The organism is Burkholderia sp. Ed8, from assembly GCF_040761425.1.
GTDB lineage: Bacteria > Pseudomonadota > Gammaproteobacteria > Burkholderiales > Burkholderiaceae > Burkholderia > Burkholderia seminalis.
This window is the reverse complement of record NZ_CP142889.1, coordinates 887,985-907,763: the sequence shown is the minus strand read 5'-3', so window position 1 is coordinate 907,763 and position 19,779 is coordinate 887,985. Positions and strand designations below refer to the sequence as shown.

The window sequence follows — 19,779 nt, the reverse complement described above, 5'->3', positions numbered from 1 at the left end:
TCGCGGTCGGAAGGACGGGTTGGAAAGCCGGATCATGCGCGTGCTCCGTCCGAGGCCCGAGGCGCCTGGCCGGCAGCGGCCGGATACAGCGACAGACGCAGCCCGACGAGCGCGTGCAGCGTGTCGCGCAGCCGGCGGTGCGTGGCAGGGGCGGCAGGCGCGGTACCGCCCTCGGCCGGCGCGGCACCCGGCAGGCCGCGGCCGCCCACGCGGTGCAGTGCGTCGTCGATCGTCGCGAGCAGCGCGGGCGGTGCCGGCTGGCGCGCGTTCGCGGCCGCGCAGCGCGCGTAGTGATCGGTGACGCCGGCGAGGACGCGATCGATCGCGTCGGGTACGTCGCCCGACAGGCGACGGCGCGAGCGGCGCAGGTCGAGCGCGTTCAGTGCGATGCGCAGGTCGCGGAAGCTCTCGATCGACGGGTGGCGGTGATCGTCGGATGCGCCCAGGCGCGGCAGCAGCTGCGTGACGCGGTCGAGCATCCGCGATGCGTGGTTGCGCTGGTCGTCGAGCGGCTGCGTCGACGCGGAGCGCGCGACGTCTTCCCAGCCCGAGCGCAACAGGCGCCGCACCGCGAGCTCCGCGCCGAACGGCCGCGTCGCCCGCGTCCACACGTACGCGAACAGCAGCCCGGCGACACCCGCGAGGTTGCTGTTCAGGAACACGAAGAAATCCGCTTCGTACGCGCTCTGGATGCTGATGAAGGTCGCCGTGTTCACGGCGACGAGCATCGTCACCATGTTGAACTGCGGGCGCGGCAGCAGCGTGCCGATCAGGATGAACGGGCCCGCGAACATCAGCACGAGCATCGCGAAATCGTGCACGTGCGGCAGCACGACGAACAGGTACAGGCCCGCGAACACGACGCTCGCGGCGGTCGACAGGAAGAACTTGAACAACAGCGGCGCCGGCTCGTCGAGCGCGGCGAAGAAGCTGCACGACACGGCCACGAGCGTGACGGCCGCCGCACCGTCGTGCCAGCCGGACGAGATCCACAGCCAGCACGCGAACACGATCGCGAACACGACGGTCAGCGTCGAGAACAGCATCATCCCGCGATCGAAGAAGCGTTCGGTGCCGCCGAGCCGCCAGTGCCGGTAGCGCGGCTGCCACACACCCGATTCGTTCGCGATCAGCGCACGCAGCGAACGGCAGTCCTGCCAGATGTCGACGACCTGGCGCAGCCGCCACAGCGCGTTCGACAGCAGTGCGCCCTCCCAGCTCGCCAGGGCGCTGTCGGCGGGCTGCAGCGCGGCGATGCGCTCGCGCAGGTTGTCCGCGACCGCGTCGTGGGCCATGTCGCCGTCGGCCTTCACGGACGGCAGCGGTGCGTCGAACCATTTCGCGGCATCGGCCAGCAGCGCATCGAGAGCGGGCGGGCGCACGTGCAGGTCGCGCATCAGCGCGATCAAGGGATCGGCGAGCGACGACATCAGCGGCAGGAACAACTGCATGCGGCCCGCGAGCGCCTGCGCGCGGGCAAGGATGCGCGGGTGCGCATGGTCGTAACTCAGCTGGCTCAGCAGGAATTCGAGGCCGGTGATCGTCGCGGCGAGCCGTTGGCGGCATGCCGACAACGCCTTGCCGGCGATTTGCCCGGACAGCGTCTCGCGACCGTAGAACGCGGCGTCCTTGAACCACGCGTCGGTGCGTTCGATCAGCGTCGGCGCGAGCCGGTTCGGAAACACGGTGCTGCCGACCACGCTCGCGCAGACGATGCCGAGCACGATTTCCTCGGTTCGCGCGATCGCGACGTCGAACACGGTGGACGGGTCGGTCACGGTCGGCAGCGCGATCAGCGGCATCGTATAGCCGGCGAGCATGAACACGTAGCTGCGCGCGGTGCGGTCGGAGATCGCGAGGTAGAGCAGCGTGCCGCACCAGGTCGCGACGATGATGCTGAACAGGAGCGGCGTCTCGACGAATGGCGGCACGAAGAAGATCGCGGCGGCTGCGCCGAGCGCGGTGCCGAGCGCGCGGTACAGCGCCTTCGAGCGCGTCGCGCCGACGAACGGGTTCGACACGATGTAGACGCTCGCCATCGCCCAGTACGGGCGCGGCAGCTGGAAATACAGGCCGAGGTACAGCGCCAGCATCGACGCGGCGAACGTCTTGCCCGAGAACAGCCAGTCGCGGAGGCTCGGATAGGTCATGACGCGGTGTCGTCGGCGGGGGAGATACGCGAGGCGGGCGGGTGCGACTCGGACGCGTTGAACGCTTCGAGCACGCGCAGCGTCGTTTCGAGATCGGTGCGCGTCACGCCCTTGAGCACCTGAGCGCGCAGCGTGCGCAGGTCTTCTTCCATCCTCGCGGTGACGGCGCGGCCGGCGGCCGTCAGCGAGATCGTTTTCGCGCGACGATCGTGCGGATCCTCGTCGCGGCGCGCAAGGCCGGCCGCGCACAGCTGGTCGAGCAGGCGCACGAGCGACGGCCCTTCGATCCCGACGTGTTCGGCGAGCGTGCCCTGCCGTACACCTTCGCCGAGCCGGCCGGCGATCAGGAGCGGCGTCGCGCAGGCCTCGGACACGTTGTACGTGTTCAGCACACCGTCACTGGTGCGGCGCCACTTGCGCGCGGACAGCACGAGCAGGCTGCTGACGGCGAGGCGGAGGTCGTGCAGATTGGTCATGGCCGAGATGATAGGGTAAAAACATTCGATAGCAAACTATCGTTTTCTTGTCACCCGGATGACATGTCGCTCGTCGCGCGGCCGGTCCGTCAGAACCAATTTAGGCAGCGTGCCGGCGGTGGTCAAGCTGTAAGGTCCGCGCCAGGAATCGCACGCGGCGCGCGAGGCGGCTATATTGTCGAATGTATCGAATGGTCAGACGAAAATCGTCGCGCAGGACCGGCAGGACCGGCAGGGCCGCAGGGGGCGAGCAAATTCGAAGCCCGGGTTCGGGAATGCCGACTTCGCGAAACGCCGTGCGGCGCGCATATTTGGGCCCTTGCCAACGCACCGGAGACTCCATCAGTGTCGAACTCATCCTCGCAGCCCGCCGCACCCGCGTCACTCGACGCGTGGCTCGGCAAGACCGAAACGCTTGGCGACGACATCACCGCGTTCCCGCTCAACGCGCTGGCCGCCACGCTCGACCGCCCGTCGCCCGGCGACGTCGTCCCGCCGATGTGGCACTGGCTCTATTTCCTGCCCATCGCGCCGCTGGCCGAAGTCGGCCCCGACGGCCACCCGAAGCGCGGCGGCTTCCTGCCGCCCGTGCCGCTGCCGCGCCGCATGTGGGCCGGCGGCCGGCTGACGTTTCACGCGCCGCTGCGCGCGGGGCGGCGCGCGACGCGCGAATCGACGATCGCGAACATCGAGGACAAGACGGGCCGCAGCGGGCGGCTCGTGTTCGTGACGGTGCAGCACCGCATCGAATCCGATGGGGTGCCGTGTATCGAGGAAGAGCACGACATCGTCTATCGAGACGCGCAGCAGCCGGGCGCGCCGGCGCAGAAGCCGGTCGCGGCGCCCACGGGTGAAACGTGGGCGCGCACCGTCACGGCCGACGCCGTGATGCTGTTCCGCTATTCGGCGCTGACCTTCAATGGTCACCGTATCCACTACGACCGCAGCTACGTGACGCAGGAAGAAGGCTATCCGGGGCTCGTCGTGCACGGCCCGCTGATCGCGACGCTGCTCGTCGATCTCGTGCATCGCGAACGGCCGGACGCGGTGCTCGCGAGCTTTGCGTTTCGCGCGGTGCGCCCGACCTTCGACGGGGAGCCGTTCACGCTGTGTGGCAAGCCGTCGGACGACGGCAGTACGATCGAGCTGTGGGCGAAGGATCGCGATGGCTGGCTGACGATGCAGGCGACGGCGACGCTGGCTTGACGCGCCGCGCGAACGGCGCGACCCGATTTCGTTTCCACAACCCACGACGAACGCGGTTCCCGGTCGCGACGGTCCCGCCGCAACTGCGTACCGACGCGATTCCGGCCGATGTGCTGGGGACCTCGAAGACACGGCACATGCCGTGCGCGCCGGTGGCCTGACTGCCCGCATCGACTCGACCCGCAGCGCCCTGCTGACGTGCGCGATTCCACCGGGACAATATTTTCAGGGTGTCTTGCCGAGCGACGAGGCGGATGCCACGACGGAGACATCGAGACGGGAAAGACCGGGGTATCGGCGGGCTGGCGCGACGCGATCGGCGCGGTGCCCGGCATCGAGTCGAGAGACAAGCGGCTCGTGACGCGTGCGGAAGCCGACGAGAGCGTCGGTATCGTGAAGGAGGCGGCGGACGAGGTCGCGGAGCGGAACATGTCGGCGCTCGCGTGAGGTTCGGGCGGTCGTGATGCGCTTTGGCGCGTGACGTGATGCCGCCGCATGAAATGCGGCGGCGCTTTTTTATGGTGGTGCCGTTCGGGAGGACCGCCGATGCGTTGCCGCAGCACGCACCGGCCGCCGATCCTCGATCAGTAGTCCCACACGACGGGAACGAAGCGGAAGCCGCTGCCGTCCCTCGCAACATGGCCGATGGAAGGGAACGCGACATGTGCGGCGGCCAGCAGCGCACCGGTGTCGGCGGCTTCGTTGAACAATGCGATGCGCACGTCGACAGCCGCTTCGGGATCGTGCTCGAAGCCGTTTTGCCAGTCGGGATGATCGAAGTTGACTTCGAAGATCGCGTCGCCCGCGAACGTCAGCTTTTCCCCGTTCGACGCGACGTCGACCACGCAGTGCCCGGGCGTATGTCCGCCCGTCACGCGCGCCGTCACGCCGGTTGCGACTTCCACGGTCCGATCGAACGTCACGATGTTTTTGCCGTAGAGCGTCACGAACCTGGCCGCCGCCTTGCGCAGTGCGGGCGGTACGGTTTCCGGCATCACCGTCTTGCTGAAGTCCGGATTCTTCCAGAACGCCATTTCGGCGGCCGATACGTGAATGCGTACGTCGGGGCGCAGCCGGGCCTTGACGCCGTCGGTGTTCAGCCCGCCGACGTGATCCATGTGCATGTGCGTTATCACGATGTCGGTGATCGCGGCCAGGTCGATACCGGCCGATTCCAGACGCATCACCGATCGCCCGGCGCGCGTAAAGTATTCGAAGCCGTCACCCACGCCCGAATCGATCAGGATCAGACGATCGGCGCTGCGCACGAGCGCGATGTTGAGCGCCCAGTCGAATCGGTCGCGTTGCAGGAAACGCCCGTCGAACCAGGCGTTGCGCTCCGCCTCGCTCACGTTGGTGGACATGGTGGAAGTCGGCAGCGGCAGCACGCCGTCGCTGATCAGCACGACATCGACATCGCCGATGCGCACGGCGTAGCGGGAGGGAACGAGTTCGCCCGAACCTTCTTTTCCCAGGAGGTCGATAACCGGCTGGACGTTGCGGAGTGGTGCGTTCATGTTCAGTAGTCCTGTTCGTCGAGTGGATTGAGCCGCGCGGCACGACGCGGTTCGCGAGCGCGATCGTGAAGGTCGCGCGCTTCGGTTCGCCCGGATTCCGGTCGAGCGTGTCAGCGATTGTAGTGACGGCCGATACACGCCAACAGCGCCGCACGTGTGCACATCGTGTTGTCCGGGCGACAACAATCCCGCCGCGGCTTCAGCCGCCCGACCTGCGTCGCCCGCTGTCCGTCGCCGGACGGCGGGCGATGCAATGGATGCCGTTGATGGACAGCCGGGCGCCGCCGGCGCGCGGATCAGCCCGGTTGCGCAGCGGCCAGCATGTGATACGCGGGAATCAGCGCGTTGCCGGTCTCGCCGATCAACCGGTCGTTGGCGATCGGGGCGGTACCGCCGAACAGCGGCGTCGACACGTCGCACGCCGGGCAAGTCATCCCGCCAATTTGCAATGCCCGATGTGATCGGACGATGTGGGGATCGGTTTTTTCAGCGTCGCGGCGGCTTGCGCCGCGACCGCCTATAATCCGCACACCCGTTCGCACTGCACGCGGCCGGGGGCGGCGCGATCGTCGGAAAGCAGCGATACGCGCGATTTCCATCCACCGGACAAAGGGGCACGCATCTTGGCAACTTACATCGTTTTTACACGGGAAAGCACGCAGGATCAGCACGAACTCGATACCTACGCGAGCAAGGTCGGCGCGACGCTCGCTGGTCATCCGGTGAAGGTGCTCGCGGCTTACGGCGCTCAGGAAACGCTGGAAGGCGAAGGACCGGAAGGCGTGGTGATCGTCGAGTTTCCGTCGAAGGAGGCCGCACATGCGTGGTATCACGGCCCCGAATACCAGGCCGTCGTGCAGCACCGGTTCAAGGGCGCGCGCTATCGTGCCGTGCTGGTCGAAGGTGTTTGAGCGCGGCGCTTCTGCCGTTTACCGCGACGCGATGTCGTGGTTGACGTTGTCATGTTTGCGATGACATCTTCCCCCGCGCCCGTCCGTCCGCCGGTGGGCCGCGCGGCCATCACGCTGCTCGCCGCCGGCGTGCCGCGTCATCTCGCCGCGATGTTCACCACAGTGTTGCGCGTCGGCGCGATGCTGTCGCCCGGGCGGATGAACGCAGGCTGAGGCGGGCGGCGCGGCCGCCCACCCGCATCCCGCGCGTTGCCGTTCAGCGCACGTGAGGCTGCAACGCGCGCAACCAGTACGACACGGCTACCGCGCCGCCATCCGGCGTGCCGATCGCGCGCTCGCCGAGATAGCTCGCCCGCCCTGCGCGCGGCGTCATGCGCGCGGTGGCTTCCGCGCCTTCCACGGCCGCTTCCACGGCCGCCGTCCATGCACTTGCGTTGTCGCGATCGCTGTCGAGCGCGCGGCTGAATGCCTCGACGGCCGGCACCAGTGCATCGAGCATCGTCCGGTCGCCGGCATGCGCGCCCCCCAGTTCGCTGATCGAATCCACTGCCGCGCGGAATGCCGCCGCCCAGTCGCGCGCCGACGGTTCGGCAAGATCGGCCAGCCGGCGCGATGCGCGCAGCAGCGCGGTTGCATAGAACGGCCCGGAACTGCCGGCGATCGCGCGGCGCAACGCCGCGCCGAGCGTCGCGAGTGCGCCGGCCGGCGTGGCGTACGCGGTATCGGGCAACGCGAGGATCGCGTGTGCGGCGCGCAGCATGCTCGCACCGAGGTCGCCGTCGCCGGCCGCCGCGTCGAGGTCCGTCAGCGTCTGCTCGTGATCGATCAGCGTCTGCGCGACCGCGTGCAGCGCCGGCTGCAGGCGCGCGGCCCAGGCGTGGCCGGCCGCGTCGAGCGGCGGCAGTGGTGCGTCCGGCGACGCGGCCGCGGCTACGCGGATCTGTGCATTCACGGCGCCGCCGCCCGGCCAGGCGTGCGCCTGCGTCGGTGCGTCGAGCAGCGATGCGCGTTCGTCGTTCATCCGCAGCACCGAGATCGAGCAGCCGGGCATGTTCAGCGCGGACAGGAATGTGCCGGCCCACGCGCGCGCGACGACGATGCCGCGCCGGGTCAGGTTGTCGTACGCGGCACGCAGCACGATCGCGAGCTCCATGTCCGGCGTCGCGCCGAGACCGTTGACGAACAGCGCGACGCGTTCGCCGCGGTCGAGCACGAGATCGGCGGCGATGCTCGACAGCAGCGTGTCGACCAGCGCGTCGGCCGGCAGCGGCGCGCGACGTTCGACGCCTTTCTCGCCGTGAATGCCGAGGCCGAGCTCGATCTCCTGATCGCCGAGGCTGAAGCCCGATTTGTCGGCGCCCGGGATCGTGCAGCCGTCGAACGCGACGCCCATCGTGCCGAGCTCGGCCGCCGCGTCGCGCGCGATGGCTGCAACACGGGCAAGCGGCAGCCCGCGCGCGGCGGCCGCGCCGGCGAGCTTGTGGATCAGCACGGTGCCGGCGATCCCGCGCCGCTGGCCACGGTCGACACGGCCGCGCAGCGATACGTCGTCGGAGACGACGACCGTCTCGACCGGAATGCCTTCCGCGCGCGCAAGCTCGGCGGCGAGCCCGAAATTGAGCCGGTCGCCGGTGTAGTTCTTCACGATCAGCAGCGCGCCGTTGGGGCCGGCGCTCGCGCGGATCGCGGCAAGCACGGCGTCGGTGGACGGCGACGTGAATACTTCGCCGCACACGGCCGCGCTCAGCATCCCTTCGCCGACGTAGCCGCCGTGCGCGGGCTCGTGGCCGCTGCCGCCGCCGGACAGGATCGCGACGGGGCGTCGAGACGGTTCGGGCAGCGGCTGGCGGACGAGCACGTGCTCGTCGCCGAGGATCGCGAGATGCGGCGACTGCCGCGCGATGCCTTCCAGCATTTCTCGCACGACATCGGACGGACGATTCACAAGCTTTTTCATGGCGACGGATTCCGGACGGGTGAACGGGGGCGCGGCCGGGCCTGCATGGGCGTCGGTCGGCATCGTATTGCGGAGAATCGTGCGGGTGCCCGGTCGCCGGGGGCAGCCGGTCGCATGACGGATGACCGGATGCGCGAGCGGCAACGAAGCACGAGCTTCGCGCCACGATACATCAGGTTCGGACGTCAATGCACGGATTGCGGCGCGATCGCGCCGTTGGGCGAGATTATTTCAGCGCCGCAATTTCCTTCGCACGGATCAGCCGCGCGCGCAGCACGTTGCGGCTGATGCCGAGCAGTTGCGCGGCCCGGATCTGGTTGCGGTGGCTGAAGTCGAACGCGACGCGCATCACGGTGTCCTCGATATGCTCGAACAGGTTGCCGTGTCCGTCGTCGAGCAGGTCGCGCAACGCGTGCTCGAACGCAGCCTGAGCATGGGCGGACGGTTCCGGCGCAGGCACGGCGGCCGGTGGCACGCACGGCGACGCAAGGTGCAGGTCGGTGTCGTGCAGCACATCGTGGCGGCACACGAGCAGCGCGTGATGGATCGCGTTCTCCAGTTCGCGGATATTGCCGGGCCAGTGATGCGATACGAGCCGGCGCTCGGCGCGCGGGTCGAAACCGCGCGGTCCGGCACCGAGGCGCGCGCGGTAGTCGTCGAAGAAGTGACGCGCGAGCGGCAGGATGTCGCCCGGACGCTCGCGCAGCGGCGGCACCGCAAGCTGCACGACGTTGAGCCGGTAGTACAGGTCGCCGCGGAAATGCCCGGCCGCCACCGCCTGCTGCAGATCGACGTTGGTCGCCGCGACCACGCGCACGTCGACCGGAATGCCCGTGCGCGAGCCGAGCCGCACGACCTCGCGCTCCTGCAGCACGCGCAGCAGCTTGACCTGCATCGACAGCGGCAGGTCGCCGATCTCGTCGAGAAACAGCGTGCCGCCGTGCGCGGCTTCGAACCAGCCGGGCTTGGCGCCGACGGCGCCCGTAAATGCGCCTTTCTCATGGCCGAACAGTTCGCTGTCGACGAGCGTTTCGGAGAAGGCGCCGCAATTCACCGCGACAAACGGCCCGTCGCGGCGATTGCCGAGAGCGTGCACGTGACGCGCGATCAGTTCCTTGCCGGTGCCCGTCTCGCCGACGATCAGCACGTTCGCGTCGCTCGGTGCGACACGGTGCACTTCCTCGAGCAGCGCGAGCGAGCGTGGATCGGCAAACACCTGCGTCCGCGCGCGGACCTGTGCCGGGCGTCCGGGCAACGTCAGGACGGAGGCGGTGCGTGCCGCAGCGGGCAGGCCGGCCGGATCGCGCGTGTCGGATGCGTCGCGGGACGGGACGACGACACGAAGGTTGAGCGGGCGCGACGAAGCGGAAATGGAAGTCATGGCGATGAACCGTTGGATGGCCGGGCGAGACGGACCCGTGCCGACAAGCGCCGGGGTCCGGCTGCTGCGTGGTCAGCAGAGTGTTCAATGTTTCGCCGCGCGCGAAAAGCATCGATTTCTGATAACCAAAGCGCGATTGCTGAGAAACCTGCAATGGTGCGGGCGAGCGGGGTTGCCCCGACGCCGGGGCGTCGAATTCGATGCCATCGCGCGCCGCGCTGCTTCCTGGGCAGCAGTTCGCCAGCACGGTCGCTTCGCCCGGTTCATCACGTCGTGGAATATCGATGTGATACGCGCGGCGGAACGCTTGCCGCGCTCGCGCATTTGTGCGAATCCCGTGCCGGGCGGACGAACGCACGAAACTTCGCGATGCAGACGATCGCGCCGCGACCCGGCCGCCCGAATGGCACGCTCCTTGCTGACCCGAAGCGGTATCGCCGCATCGACACGCGGCTCGACAACGGGAACGCATCGCATGAGCAACACCCTCAACGTGGTCGCGATATCGGGCAGCCTGCAACGACCGTCGCGTACGCTGGCGCTGACCAACGAGATCGTCGCGGCACTCGGCGCCGCGCTGCCGATCGAGCCGCGACTGATCGAACTCGGCGAGATCGGCAGCCGGCTGGCCGGTGCGCTGACGCGCGCGCAGGTGCCGGCCGATCTCGAGGCACTGATCGGCGCGATCGAGACGGCCGATGCGCTCGTCGTCGCGAGCCCGGTCTATCGCGCGTCGTATACGGGCCTGTTCAAGCACCTGTTCGACCTCGTGCGCCATGACGCGCTCGTCGACGTGCCCGTGCTGCTCGCGGCCACCGGCGGCAGTGAGCGTCATGCGCTGGTGATCGACCATCAACTGCGACCGCTGTTCAGCTTCTTCCAGGCGCGCACGCTGCCGGTCGGCGTGTACGCGTCCGAAAGCGATTTCGACGCGTACCGGATCGCGAACCCGGCGCTGCGCGAGCGCATCGCGCTTGCCGTGGATCGCGCGGTACCGCAGTTGCGTGCGCACGCATTCTCCGCCGCGGCCGCGTAGGCCGCTTCCGTTTCCCCTTCGACCAGGACACCTCCATGAGCCTTCACGACCCTTCCGCCGACGGCGTCAAATTCGCGTACTGGGTGCCGAACGTCAGCGGCGGCCTCGTCGTCAGCACGATCGAGCAGCGTACCGACTGGAGCCTTGAATACAACCAGACGCTCGCACGCACGGCCGAGGCGGCCGGCTTCGACTACGCGCTGAGCCAGATCCGCTTCACGGCCGGCTACGGCGCCGAATACCAGCACGAGTCGGTGTCGTTCAGCCAGGCGCTGCTGCATGCGACGACGAAGCTCAAGGTGCTCGCCGCGATCCTGCCGGGGCCGTGGCATCCGGCGGTGGTCGCGAAGCAGCTCGCGACGATCGACCACATTTCGAACGGGCGCATCGCGATCAACGTCGTGAGCGGTTGGTTCAAGGGCGAATTCACCGCGATCGGCGAGCCGTGGCTCGAGCACGACGAACGCTATCGGCGCTCGAAGGAATTCATCCAGGCGCTCAAGGGCATCTGGACCCAGGACAACTTCACGTTCAAGGGCGACTTCTATCGCTTCAACGATTACACGCTGAGCCCGAAGCCGGTGCAGAAGCCGCACCCGGAAATCTTCCAGGGCGGTAGCTCGCGGGCGGCGCGCGACAACGCGGCGAGCGTGTCGGACTGGTATTTCACCAACGGCAATACGCCGGAGAACCTGAAGGCGCAGATCGACGATATCCGTGCGAAGGCCGCCGCGAACAACCATCGCGTACGGATCGGCGTCAACGCGTTCGTGATCGCGCGTGATACCGAGGAAGAGGCGAAGGCCGTGCTCGACGACATCATTGCGCACGCGCACGTCGAGGCGGTCAATGCGTTCGGCGATGCGGTGAAGGAGGCCGGCAAGGCGTCGCCGGAAGGCGAGGGCAACTGGGCGAAATCGACGTTCGAGGATCTGGTGCAGTACAACGACGGCTTCCGCACGAACCTGATCGGCACGCCGCGGCAGATCGCGGAGCGCATTGTCGCGCTGAAGGCGATCGGCGTCGATCTGGTGCTGGCCGGGTTCCTGCATTTCATCGAGGAAGTCGAGTACTTCGGCAAGAAGGTGCTGCCGCTCGTGCGCGAACTCGAGGCGCAGCGGCAGGCGATCGCGGCGTGACGCGCGGGCCGATCGAGGCAGGTTGCCTGCGACGGCTGTCGCGGGCCGTTCCGATCTGACGCTTCGTATAGCGAAACAGGGGGCGACGGATGCCTGGGGGATCCGTCGATCGATTCATCGGTTCCGATGCGGAAGCGATCGAGGTCGCACACCGCGTCGCGGCGCGGCTCGCGGCACATGTGCCGTTGCGCGGCAGCGAACGGAAGCTGCCGTTCGCTGCGCGTCCGGTTTCCCCCACGCTTGCGCGAACTGGCGGCCGACCTGCCGGCGGAGTGACGCAACGCGCGCCGGTGCGTGCTGTACGGCATCACGCGCGCGTCGGCAGGCGGATGTCGTTACCCGCGCGCGGCCGTCACGCCACGCCCGCCAGCTTCGATGCTTCCCGGACCATCTGCACGCCGAGGCCGCCAAGCACGAGCCCCATCGCCCAGCGCTGCGCGAGCAGCAGCGTCGGGCGCCCGCGCAGGAATTTCGCGATGCCGCTCGAGCAGATCGCCACCAGCCCGTTGGCCGATGCGAACGCGGCGATCAGCAGCGAGCCGAGAAACAGCGACTGGCCGAACACGCTGCCCTGCCGGTAGTCGATGAACTGCGGCAGCAGCGACACGAACAGCATCGCGAGTTTCGGGTTCAGCACGCTCGTCGTCGCACCCATCGCGAGCAGGCGCATCGGCTGCTCGTTCGGCAACGCCTGCACCTCGAACGGCGAGCGGCCGCCGGGTCGCACCGCCTGCCATGCCAGATACAGCAGGTAGACTGCCCCGACCGCGCCCAGCACGCTGCCCGCATAGGGCACGCTCATGAACAGCGTCGTGATGCCGAATGCCGCGCCGAACATGTAGAACAGGTAGCCGATCATCACGCCGGCCAGCGAAATGAGTCCGGCCGTGCGGCCTTGCGCGATCGAGCGCGACATCACGTAGACCATGTTCGGCCCGGGCGTGACCGCGAGCATGCCGCCGATGGCGAGAAATCCGTAGAGCGATCCGGACGTGTGCATTTTTCCGCTTCCTGCATCGAATGAGTGCTGACGGGATTCATTGTCCGGCCGTGGAGGAGAGCAGTAAAACGGGATAAACTGAATCGATTGATCAGATTTCCTGAATCGACATGAAAAAGCTCGACCTCGACGTACTCGCGATGGTGGTGGCCGTCGCCGACACCGGCTCGTTCGCGCAGGGCGCGCAGGCCGTGCACCGGTCGCCGTCGGCGGTGAGCATGCAGATCAAGGCGCTGGAAGACGCGCTCGGCAAGCCGCTGTTCATCCGCGACACGCGCAACGTGACGGCCACCGACGACGGCACGATGCTCGCCGACTACGGCCGCCGGATGCTCGCGCTGCGCGACGAGGCATGGGCGTCGGTGGTGCGCCCGGAGATCCGCGGCCGCGTGACGATCGGCGTGCCGGACGACTACATTTCGTCGCTGCTGCCGCAGGTGCTCGGCAAATTCGCCGCGATGCATCCGCGCGTCGAAGTGCGCGTGATCGGCCAGCCGAGCAGCGCGCTCGTGCCGATGCTCAAGGACAACACGGTTGACCTCGCGTGTCTCACGCGGATCAAGGGCGTGACCGGCGAGCTGATCCGGATGGAGCCGCTCGTCTGGGTCGGGTCGCCGAAACGCGACGTGTGGAAGGAGCGGCCGCTGCCGGTGGCGTTTTTCACGCACGGCGGCAGCATGGCGCGCGATCACGCGGTCAAGGCGCTGAACCGGCGGAAGATCCCGTACCGGATGTCGTACGAAAGCCCGAGCCACCTCGGGATACTGAGCATGGTGGAGGCCGGGCTCGCGGTCGCGCCGCTGGCGCGCTGCTGCATTCCGGATCACCTCGTGCAGCTTTCGGAAAGCCACGGGCTGCCGCCGCTGGGCGAGATCGAGGTCGTGCTCGCGCGCAGCGCGCAGTCGGCGCGCCCGCCGTGCGATTACCTGGCCGAGCAGATTCTCGGCGAATGGCGCACCTGACCGGCCGGCGGCCGGCCGCGCGTCAGCACGACGCCAGCAGCCATTCACGGAACGCGGCGAGCGACGGCAGCGTCTCGTTGCCGGGCGGATAGACGAGGTAGTAGCTGCGCTGGCTCGTGATCGCGTCGCCGATCGACACGAGTTCGCCGCGGCTCAATTCATCCTCCACCAGTACCTTCGGCACCAGCCCGATCCCCATCCCGGCGCGAACGGCCTGGATGAGGTGGGACGTCAGCTCGAAGCTCGGGCCGATACGCATCTGGCGATGGTCGAGCCGATAGTGCGAGAACCATTCGGCCCATGCCTGCTGGTTGCTCGTCACGCCCAGCAGCGTCTGCTTCGCGGCCCATGCCGGCGTGCGCGCGTCGGCCTTGCGGCCACGGCCCGCCTCGGGCGGCGCGATCGCGATCAGGAACTCGTTGTACAACCGGTGCGCGTGCAGGCCGGGCCAGTCGCCCGCGCCGACGGTGATGGCCGCGTCGAGGTCGTCGTTGAGGAAATCGATCGCGCCGATCCGTGAATGAAGATGCACGGTCACGCCCGGATGCGCGGCGTAGAAGTCGTGCAGGTGCGGCAGCAGCCATTTCGAGCCGAACGTCGGCAAGGTGGCGAGCCGCAGCGTGCCGGCGCCCGCCTGGTGCGACATCGCCTGCAACGTCGCGCCGCGGATGCGCCCGAGCGCGCCGCTCAGTTCGGCGAAATAGCGGCGGCCGACTTCGGTCAGCTTCACCGAGCGGCCTTCGCGTCGGAACAGCGGCACGCCGAGCTGGTCCTCGAGCGTCTGGACCTGCCGGCTGATCGCGCTCTGGCTCAGCGACAGCTCCTCGGCCGCGCGCGTGTAGCTTTCATGCCGCGCGGCGGCCTCGAACACGAGCAGCAATGACATCGACGGGGTCAGGCGACGGTAATTCATGAGTTTTATGCAATATTCGCCGGGCAAGAATTCGTTTGTTTCTCGCGGAATATCCAAAGATACTGGAATTCCCGGTCGCGCGGAAACTTGCTAAAAAATCATGTTTCGGTGCGCGCGAGCCGACCGGCTCCACCCACACTGCGTTTTTACCCATGTCGATCGCCCCGTTGCCCCGTCCCGCCAGCTCGCCCGCGAACGTTTACCGCGATTTCCTCGCCGCGCTGCAAGCGGCGGGATTCGCCGGGGAGATTCACGCGGACCACGCGAACCGGACGGTGCAGGCCACCGACAACTCGATCTATCAGCGCCTGCCGCAGGCGGTGATCTGCCCCGCGCATGCGGACGACGTCCGGCTGCTGGCGCGGCTGCTGGCCGAACCGGCGCACCGCGACGTCGCGGTGGCCGCGCGCGGCGGCGGCACGGGCACCAACGGGCAGTCGCTGACCGACGGCGTCGTCGTCGACCTGTCGCGCAACATGAACCGGATCCTCGAAATCGACGTCGAGCAGCGCTGGGTGCGCGTGCAGGCGGGCGTCGTCAAGGATCAGCTCAATGCGGCGCTGAAGCCGCACGGGCTGTTTTTCGCGCCGGAGCTGTCGACGTCGAACCGCGCGACCGTCGGCGGGATGATCAATACCGACGCGAGCGGGCAGGGCAGCTGCACGTACGGCAAGACGCGCGATCACGTGCTCGCACTCGATTTCGTGCTGATGGGCGGCGAGCGGCTGCACAGCGATGCGCTCGACGACGACGAGCTGGCGTGCCGTTGCGCGCGGCAGGACCGCATCGGCAAGGTCTATCGCACCGCGCGCCGCATCAGCGACGACCAGGCCGCGCTGATCGACGCGAAGTTTCCGAAGCTCAACCGCTGCCTGACCGGCTACGACCTCGCGCACCTGCGCGAACCCGACGGCCGCTTCAACCTGAACAGCGTGCTGTGCGGCGCGGAGGGTTCGCTCGGCTTCGTCGTCGAGGCGCAGCTCAACGTGTTGCCGATCCCGAAGTATTCGGTGCTGGTCAACGTGCGCTATGCGGGCTTCATGGATGCGTTGCGCGACGCGCGCGCGCTGCTCGGGCACCGGCCGTTGTCGATCGAGACCGTCGACTCGACGGTGCTGATGCTCGCGATGAAGGATTTCGTGTGGAGCAGCGTGGCCGAGTATTTCCCGCAGGACGACCGGCGGCCGACACTTGGCATCAACCTGGTCGAATTCAGCGGCGACGATGCGGACGACGTCGATGCGCGCGTGCGTGCGTTCGTCGAGCATCTGCGCACCGATACGAGCGTGGAGCGCCTCGGCCATACGCTCGCGGCCGGCGACGATGCGGTGAAGCGCGTGTATGCGATGCGCAAGCGCGCGGTCGGCCTGCTCGGCAACGTGCAGGGCGAGGCGCGTCCGCAGCCGTTCGTCGAGGACACCGCGGTGCCGCCCGAGAACCTCGCCGCGTACATTGCCGAATTCCGCGCGCTGCTCGACGGCCACGGGCTGCAGTACGGGATGTTCGGTCACGTCGACGCGGGCGTGCTGCATGTACGGCCGGCGCTCGACATGAAGGACCCGAAGCAGGCCGCGCTGGTGCGGCCCGTGTCGGACGCAGTGGCCGAACTCACGCAGCGTCATGGCGGCCTGCTGTGGGGCGAGCACGGCAAGGGCGTGCGCTCCGAGTACGCGCCGGCGTTTTTCGGCGAGCTGTATCCGTCGCTGCAGCAACTGAAGGCCGCGTTCGATCCGCACAACCAGTTCAACCCGGGCAAGATCGCGACGCCGCCGGACAATACGATGCGGCTGCTGAAGATCGACGAAGTGCCGACGCGCGGCGACCACGACCGGCAGATCGACGAGCGCGTGTGGCAGGCCTACGGCACCGCGATGCACTGCAACGGCAACGGCGCGTGCTACAACTTCGATCCGGACGACGCGATGTGCCCGTCGTGGAAGGCGACGCGCGAACGCGTGCAGTCGCCGAAGGGGCGCGCGTCGCTGATGCGCGAATGGTTGCGCCTGCAAGGACAGGCCGGCATCGACGTCGTCGCGGCGGCGCGTGCGCGGCAGCCGTTCCTGCGCGGCCTGGCCGCCCGCTGGCGCAACAGTCGCGCGGCGCGCGGCGGCGACGCCGATTTCTCGCACGAGGTGTACGACGCGATGGCCGGATGCCTCGCGTGCAAGTCGTGCGCGGGGCAGTGCCCCGTGAAGGTCAACGTGCCCGAGTTCCGTTCGCGCTTTCTCGAGCTGTATCACCAGCGCTACCTGCGGCCGCTGCGCGACTACCTGATCGGCTCGCTCGAAGTCACGATGCCGTGGATGGCGCGCGTGCCGGCGCTGTACAACGGGCTGATGCGTGCGGGATGGGTACGCACGCTGCTCGAACGGCAGGTCGGCATGGTCGACAGCCCGCTGCTGAGCCGCTTCGATCTCGCGGCCGTGATCCGGCAATGGAGCGTGAAGCCGGCCGACCCGCGCGCGCTTGCCGCGCTGAGCGACGCGCAGCGCGTTCGCAGCGTCGTCATCGTGCAGGACACGTTCACGCGCTATTTCGATACCGAGCAGCTGGCGACGCTGATCGAGCTGGCGGCGCGTACGGGCTTTCAGGTCTGGCTCGCGCCGCTTGCACCGAACGGCAAGGCGCTGCACGTGCAGGGCTTTCTGCACGCGTTCGAGAAGGCCGCGATCCGCAATGCGACGCAACTGGCCGCGCTGGCGCGTTCGGGCGTATCGCTGGTCGGCCTCGATCCGGCGATGACGCTCACGTATCGGCAGGAATACCTGAAGGTGACGGGGCTCGCCGAGGTACCGAAAGTTGCGCTGCCGCAGGAGTGGCTGCTGCAGGCACTGCCGGAAGCCGGCGCGAGCGGCGTGACCGGTTCGTACCGGTTGCTGCCGCACTGTACCGAGAAGACCAATGCGCCCGACAGCGGCAAGCAATGGATGCAGGTATTCGCGCGGCGCGGTTTGCGATTGAAGGTCGAGTCGACCGGATGCTGCGGGATGTCGGGCACGTACGGGCACGAGGCGCGCAATCTCGCGACGTCGAAGACGATCTATGCGCAGTCGTGGGCGGCGCACGTCGACGGGCCCGCGGACGAAGGCGAGGCGCTGGCGACCGGGTATTCATGTCGCAGCCAGGTGAAGCGCTTGTCGTCGAAACAGGTGCGCCATCCGTTGCAGGCGCTGCTCGATCACGTGCGGGCGGCGGGGTAACGATCGGGCGGCGCGGTTTGCGCGGCGCGCGAGGGGGCATCGATCGATGCATCGAGCGGCCCTCTGCGTTGCCGCATGCGACGCATGCCGCGGTTCAGGCGTCGGCTTTCGCGGCCTTTCGCGCGCGCGGCTTTTCCGCCGCGGGAAACACGCCGCCGCCGCGCGGGCGTTTCGGCTCGATCCGCATCTGCCGGATCACGCGCCGGAAATCGATCTCGTGCGCGGCCAGCGTGCCGATCAGTTTCGCGATGACCGCGAGGTGGGACGGGACGGTGCCCTTGCTCGAATAGTTCGTGATCGAACTTTCGTTCATCCGGATCAGGCGGGCGAACTCGCGCGCCGTCAACTGCGCTTTCTTCAGCTCCTGTTGGAATTCCGCATACGCCATTGCACACATGATGCTTCGTCTCCGTGAATCGGCATTCGGCCCGCCCGGCGCCGGCGCCGACGGGTGGCGTTCCCGTCGTGCCGGCGCCGCGGCGGGTTACATCTTCACCTGATCGAGGAAGGTCTTCTTGCCGCTCTTGTAGCCGTAGATCGAGATGATCCCGTGCGTCAGGTCGCCCTTCGCGTCGAACGTCGTCGTGCCGATCACGCCGTTGTACTTCGTCGACGGCATCGCGGCGAGGATCTTGGCGGGGTCGGTCGAGTTCGCGCGCTTCATCGCATCGACCGCGATGTAGACCGCGTCGTACGCGAACGGCGCATCGAACTTGATGCCCTGGTTGAAGCGCTTCTGGTACTTCGCGAGGAAGTCCGCGCCGCCCGGCATCTTCTCGAGCGCCGCGCCGGCCTGCGAGCACAGCACGTTGTCGGCCGCCGGGCCGGCCAGTTCGGCCAGCGAGTCGGTGCATACGCCGTCGCCGGACAGGATCTTCGCGCGCAGGCCGAGCTGCTTCGCCTGCTTCGCGAGCGGGCCGCCGGTCGCGTCCATGCCGCCGTACATGATCGCGTCGGGATTCTCGCCCTTGACCTTCGTCAGGATCGCGCGGAAGTCGACCGCCTTGTCGTTGGTCGCGTCGTGCGACAGCACCTTCAGGCCGAGCGCCTTCGCCTTCTTCTCGAACTCGTTCGCGAGGCCCTGGCCGTACGCGGTCGAATCGTCGATCACCGCGACGCTCTTCACCCCCTTCGCCTGCGCGTAGCTCGCGAGCGCGGGGCCCTGCTGCGCATCGGTCGCGACGACGCGGTAGGTCGTCTTGAAGCCTTGCTGCGTGTAGGTCGGGTTGGTGGCCGACGGCGAGATCTGCACGATGCCCGCGTCGCTGTAGATCTTCGACGCCGGGATCGACGTACCCGAGTTCAGGTGGCCGATGACGGCGACGACCTTGTCGTCGACGAGCTTCTGCGCAACCTGCGTGGCCTGCCGCGGGTCGGCCGCGTCATCCTGCGCGTCGAGCTGCAGCGTGATCTTCTTGCCGCCGATCGTCAGGCCCTTGGCGTTGATTTCCTCGACCGCGAGGCGTGCACCGTTCTCGTTGTCCTTGCCGAGGTGCGAGATGCCGCCCGTCGTCGGTTCGACGCTGCCGATCTTCACGACCTGGTCGGCCATTGCCGTCGACGCGGCCGCGAATGCGGCGGCAGCCAGTGCAACGGTGATCAGGGGTTTGCAGCGCATGCCGACAGTGCTTCGTTCCATCTGCCATCTCCGAATTGAATGTCTTTCTATTGACGTCTCGACCGGCCGGCGAGGCGCCGGGGCGGTCGGACGAGTCTCCATACCCATCATGGGCGTCACTTGCATGGCGTCCGGCGGTGTGACGGGCTCGCCCGGACGAGCGGGCGAATCGTCGCCGGCCGTCATGCAATTCGTATGAATATATACGAAGGCGATTTTGCGCGCCGCGGCGAATCGCGTAGCGGCCCGCGCGGCAAGGGCGGACGCCCGGATGTCGAAGCCTCCGGATGCCGGAAATCGTGCGCTGCGGCGG

The 19,779-nt window shown here is 68.1% G+C and carries 17 protein-coding genes; 8 read left to right on the top strand and 9 right to left on the bottom strand.

Annotated elements, in window-relative coordinates; genetic code table 11:
- Positions 1–32 precede the first annotated feature (32 nt).
- Together VXM69_RS38305 and VXM69_RS38300 are read right to left on the bottom strand one after the other, a co-directional pair.
- The gene (locus tag VXM69_RS38305; RefSeq protein ID WP_367190536.1) at positions 33–2,150 is read right to left on the bottom strand and encodes an FUSC family protein; all 2,118 of its coding nucleotides are present in this window, start codon (positions 2,148–2,150) and stop codon (positions 33–35) included.
- Positions 2,147–2,626 (bottom strand): MarR family transcriptional regulator, encoded by a 480-nt coding sequence (locus tag VXM69_RS38300; protein ID WP_124610109.1) that lies wholly within the window; start codon positions 2,624–2,626, stop codon positions 2,147–2,149. Before VXM69_RS38300 ends, VXM69_RS38305 begins: the two co-directional genes overlap by 4 nt.
- A gap of 345 nt (positions 2,627–2,971) precedes the next feature.
- Between VXM69_RS38300 and VXM69_RS38295 the strand changes: the two genes are divergently transcribed.
- Together VXM69_RS38295 and VXM69_RS38290 are read left to right on the top strand one after the other, a co-directional pair.
- Positions 2,972–3,832, top strand: coding sequence for a MaoC family dehydratase N-terminal domain-containing protein (locus VXM69_RS38295; protein WP_069245778.1), 861 nt, complete (start codon positions 2,972–2,974; stop codon positions 3,830–3,832).
- A 198-nt stretch (positions 3,833–4,030) separates the two neighbouring features.
- Entirely contained in the window at positions 4,031–4,279 is a 249-nt protein-coding gene (locus VXM69_RS38290) for a hypothetical protein (protein WP_367190535.1), read from the top strand.
- A 137-nt stretch (positions 4,280–4,416) separates the two neighbouring features.
- On the opposite strand, the gene VXM69_RS38285 is transcribed toward VXM69_RS38290, so the two are convergent.
- Positions 4,417–5,349 (bottom strand): MBL fold metallo-hydrolase, encoded by a 933-nt coding sequence (locus tag VXM69_RS38285; RefSeq protein ID WP_367190803.1) that lies wholly within the window; start codon positions 5,347–5,349, stop codon positions 4,417–4,419.
- A 623-nt stretch (positions 5,350–5,972) separates the two neighbouring features.
- Here VXM69_RS38285 and VXM69_RS38280 point away from each other — a divergent pair.
- Together VXM69_RS38280 and VXM69_RS38275 are read left to right on the top strand one after the other, a co-directional pair.
- Positions 5,973–6,260: a DUF1330 domain-containing protein gene (locus VXM69_RS38280; protein ID WP_034191737.1), complete on the top strand. Its 288-nt coding sequence runs from the start codon at positions 5,973–5,975 to the stop codon at positions 6,258–6,260.
- A gap of 60 nt (positions 6,261–6,320) precedes the next feature.
- Positions 6,321–6,473 (top strand): hypothetical protein, encoded by a 153-nt coding sequence (locus VXM69_RS38275; RefSeq protein WP_367190534.1) that lies wholly within the window; start codon positions 6,321–6,323, stop codon positions 6,471–6,473.
- A 43-nt stretch (positions 6,474–6,516) separates the two neighbouring features.
- Here VXM69_RS38275 and dhaL read toward each other — a convergent pair whose 3' ends face one another.
- Entirely contained in the window at positions 6,517–8,217 is a 1,701-nt protein-coding gene (gene dhaL / locus VXM69_RS38270; RefSeq protein WP_367190533.1) for a dihydroxyacetone kinase subunit DhaL, read from the bottom strand.
- 226 nt (positions 8,218–8,443) lie between these two features.
- The gene (locus VXM69_RS38265) at positions 8,444–9,598 is read right to left on the bottom strand and encodes a sigma-54 interaction domain-containing protein (RefSeq protein WP_367190532.1); all 1,155 of its coding nucleotides are present in this window, start codon (positions 9,596–9,598) and stop codon (positions 8,444–8,446) included.
- A 475-nt stretch (positions 9,599–10,073) separates the two neighbouring features.
- Between VXM69_RS38265 and msuE the strand changes: the two genes are divergently transcribed.
- A complete protein-coding gene (msuE, locus tag VXM69_RS38260; protein WP_367190531.1) occupies positions 10,074–10,634 on the top strand; it encodes an FMN reductase in 561 nt (186 codons plus the stop codon).
- A gap of 35 nt (positions 10,635–10,669) precedes the next feature.
- Positions 10,670–11,773, top strand: coding sequence for a dimethylsulfone monooxygenase SfnG (gene sfnG / locus VXM69_RS38255; RefSeq protein ID WP_367190530.1), 1,104 nt, complete (start codon positions 10,670–10,672; stop codon positions 11,771–11,773).
- Positions 11,774–12,125: 352 nt separating this feature from the next.
- Here the strand turns inward: sfnG and VXM69_RS38250 are convergent, their stop codons facing one another.
- A complete protein-coding gene (locus VXM69_RS38250; protein ID WP_034192008.1) occupies positions 12,126–12,773 on the bottom strand; it encodes a LysE family translocator in 648 nt (215 codons plus the stop codon).
- Positions 12,774–12,883: 110 nt separating this feature from the next.
- Here VXM69_RS38250 and VXM69_RS38245 point away from each other — a divergent pair, with 110 nt between their 5' ends.
- Positions 12,884–13,735, top strand: coding sequence for a LysR substrate-binding domain-containing protein (locus VXM69_RS38245; protein WP_034192007.1), 852 nt, complete (start codon positions 12,884–12,886; stop codon positions 13,733–13,735).
- Positions 13,736–13,757: 22 nt separating this feature from the next.
- On the opposite strand, the gene VXM69_RS38240 is transcribed toward VXM69_RS38245, so the two are convergent.
- On the bottom strand, positions 13,758–14,648 hold the full coding sequence (locus VXM69_RS38240; protein ID WP_175905384.1) for a LysR substrate-binding domain-containing protein: 891 nt from the start codon (positions 14,646–14,648) through the stop codon (positions 13,758–13,760).
- A gap of 152 nt (positions 14,649–14,800) precedes the next feature.
- On the opposite strand from VXM69_RS38240, the gene VXM69_RS38235 reads away from it, so the two are divergent.
- A complete protein-coding gene (locus VXM69_RS38235) occupies positions 14,801–17,848 on the top strand; it encodes an FAD-binding and (Fe-S)-binding domain-containing protein (RefSeq protein ID WP_367190529.1) in 3,048 nt (1,015 codons plus the stop codon).
- Positions 17,849–17,942: 94 nt separating this feature from the next.
- Here the strand turns inward: VXM69_RS38235 and VXM69_RS38230 are convergent, their stop codons facing one another.
- Positions 17,943–18,245 (bottom strand): hypothetical protein, encoded by a 303-nt coding sequence (locus VXM69_RS38230; protein ID WP_059562243.1) that lies wholly within the window; start codon positions 18,243–18,245, stop codon positions 17,943–17,945.
- Positions 18,246–18,332: 87 nt separating this feature from the next.
- Positions 18,333–19,487, bottom strand: a complete 1,155-nt coding sequence (locus VXM69_RS38225) for a branched-chain amino acid ABC transporter substrate-binding protein (protein WP_034192003.1) — start codon at positions 19,485–19,487, stop codon at positions 18,333–18,335.
- Positions 19,488–19,779: the final 292 nt, after the last annotated feature.

Bases quoted from the DNA above. Each gene is read 5' to 3' on its own strand.
- msuE (WP_367190531.1), top strand. From the start codon at position 10,074: ATGAGCAACACCCTCAACGTGGTCGCGATATCGGGCAGCCTGCAACGA.
- VXM69_RS38225 (WP_034192003.1), bottom strand. From the start codon at position 19,487: ATGGAACGAAGCACTGTCGGCATGCGCTGCAAACCCCTGATCACCGTT.
- VXM69_RS38240 (WP_175905384.1), bottom strand. From the start codon at position 14,648: ATGAATTACCGTCGCCTGACCCCGTCGATGTCATTGCTGCTCGTGTTC.
- VXM69_RS38285 (WP_367190803.1), bottom strand. From the start codon at position 5,349: ATGAACGCACCACTCCGCAACGTCCAGCCGGTTATCGACCTCCTGGGA.
- VXM69_RS38235 (WP_367190529.1), top strand. From the start codon at position 14,801: ATGTCGATCGCCCCGTTGCCCCGTCCCGCCAGCTCGCCCGCGAACGTT.
- VXM69_RS38305 (WP_367190536.1), bottom strand. From the start codon at position 2,150: ATGACCTATCCGAGCCTCCGCGACTGGCTGTTCTCGGGCAAGACGTTC.
- VXM69_RS38245 (WP_034192007.1), top strand. From the start codon at position 12,884: ATGAAAAAGCTCGACCTCGACGTACTCGCGATGGTGGTGGCCGTCGCC.
- VXM69_RS38275 (WP_367190534.1), top strand. From the start codon at position 6,321: ATGACATCTTCCCCCGCGCCCGTCCGTCCGCCGGTGGGCCGCGCGGCC.
- VXM69_RS38250 (WP_034192008.1), bottom strand. From the start codon at position 12,773: ATGCACACGTCCGGATCGCTCTACGGATTTCTCGCCATCGGCGGCATG.
- VXM69_RS38230 (WP_059562243.1), bottom strand. From the start codon at position 18,245: ATGTGTGCAATGGCGTATGCGGAATTCCAACAGGAGCTGAAGAAAGCG.
- VXM69_RS38300 (WP_124610109.1), bottom strand. From the start codon at position 2,626: ATGACCAATCTGCACGACCTCCGCCTCGCCGTCAGCAGCCTGCTCGTG.
- dhaL (WP_367190533.1), bottom strand. From the start codon at position 8,217: ATGAAAAAGCTTGTGAATCGTCCGTCCGATGTCGTGCGAGAAATGCTG.
- sfnG (WP_367190530.1), top strand. From the start codon at position 10,670: ATGAGCCTTCACGACCCTTCCGCCGACGGCGTCAAATTCGCGTACTGG.
- VXM69_RS38265 (WP_367190532.1), bottom strand. From the start codon at position 9,598: ATGACTTCCATTTCCGCTTCGTCGCGCCCGCTCAACCTTCGTGTCGTC.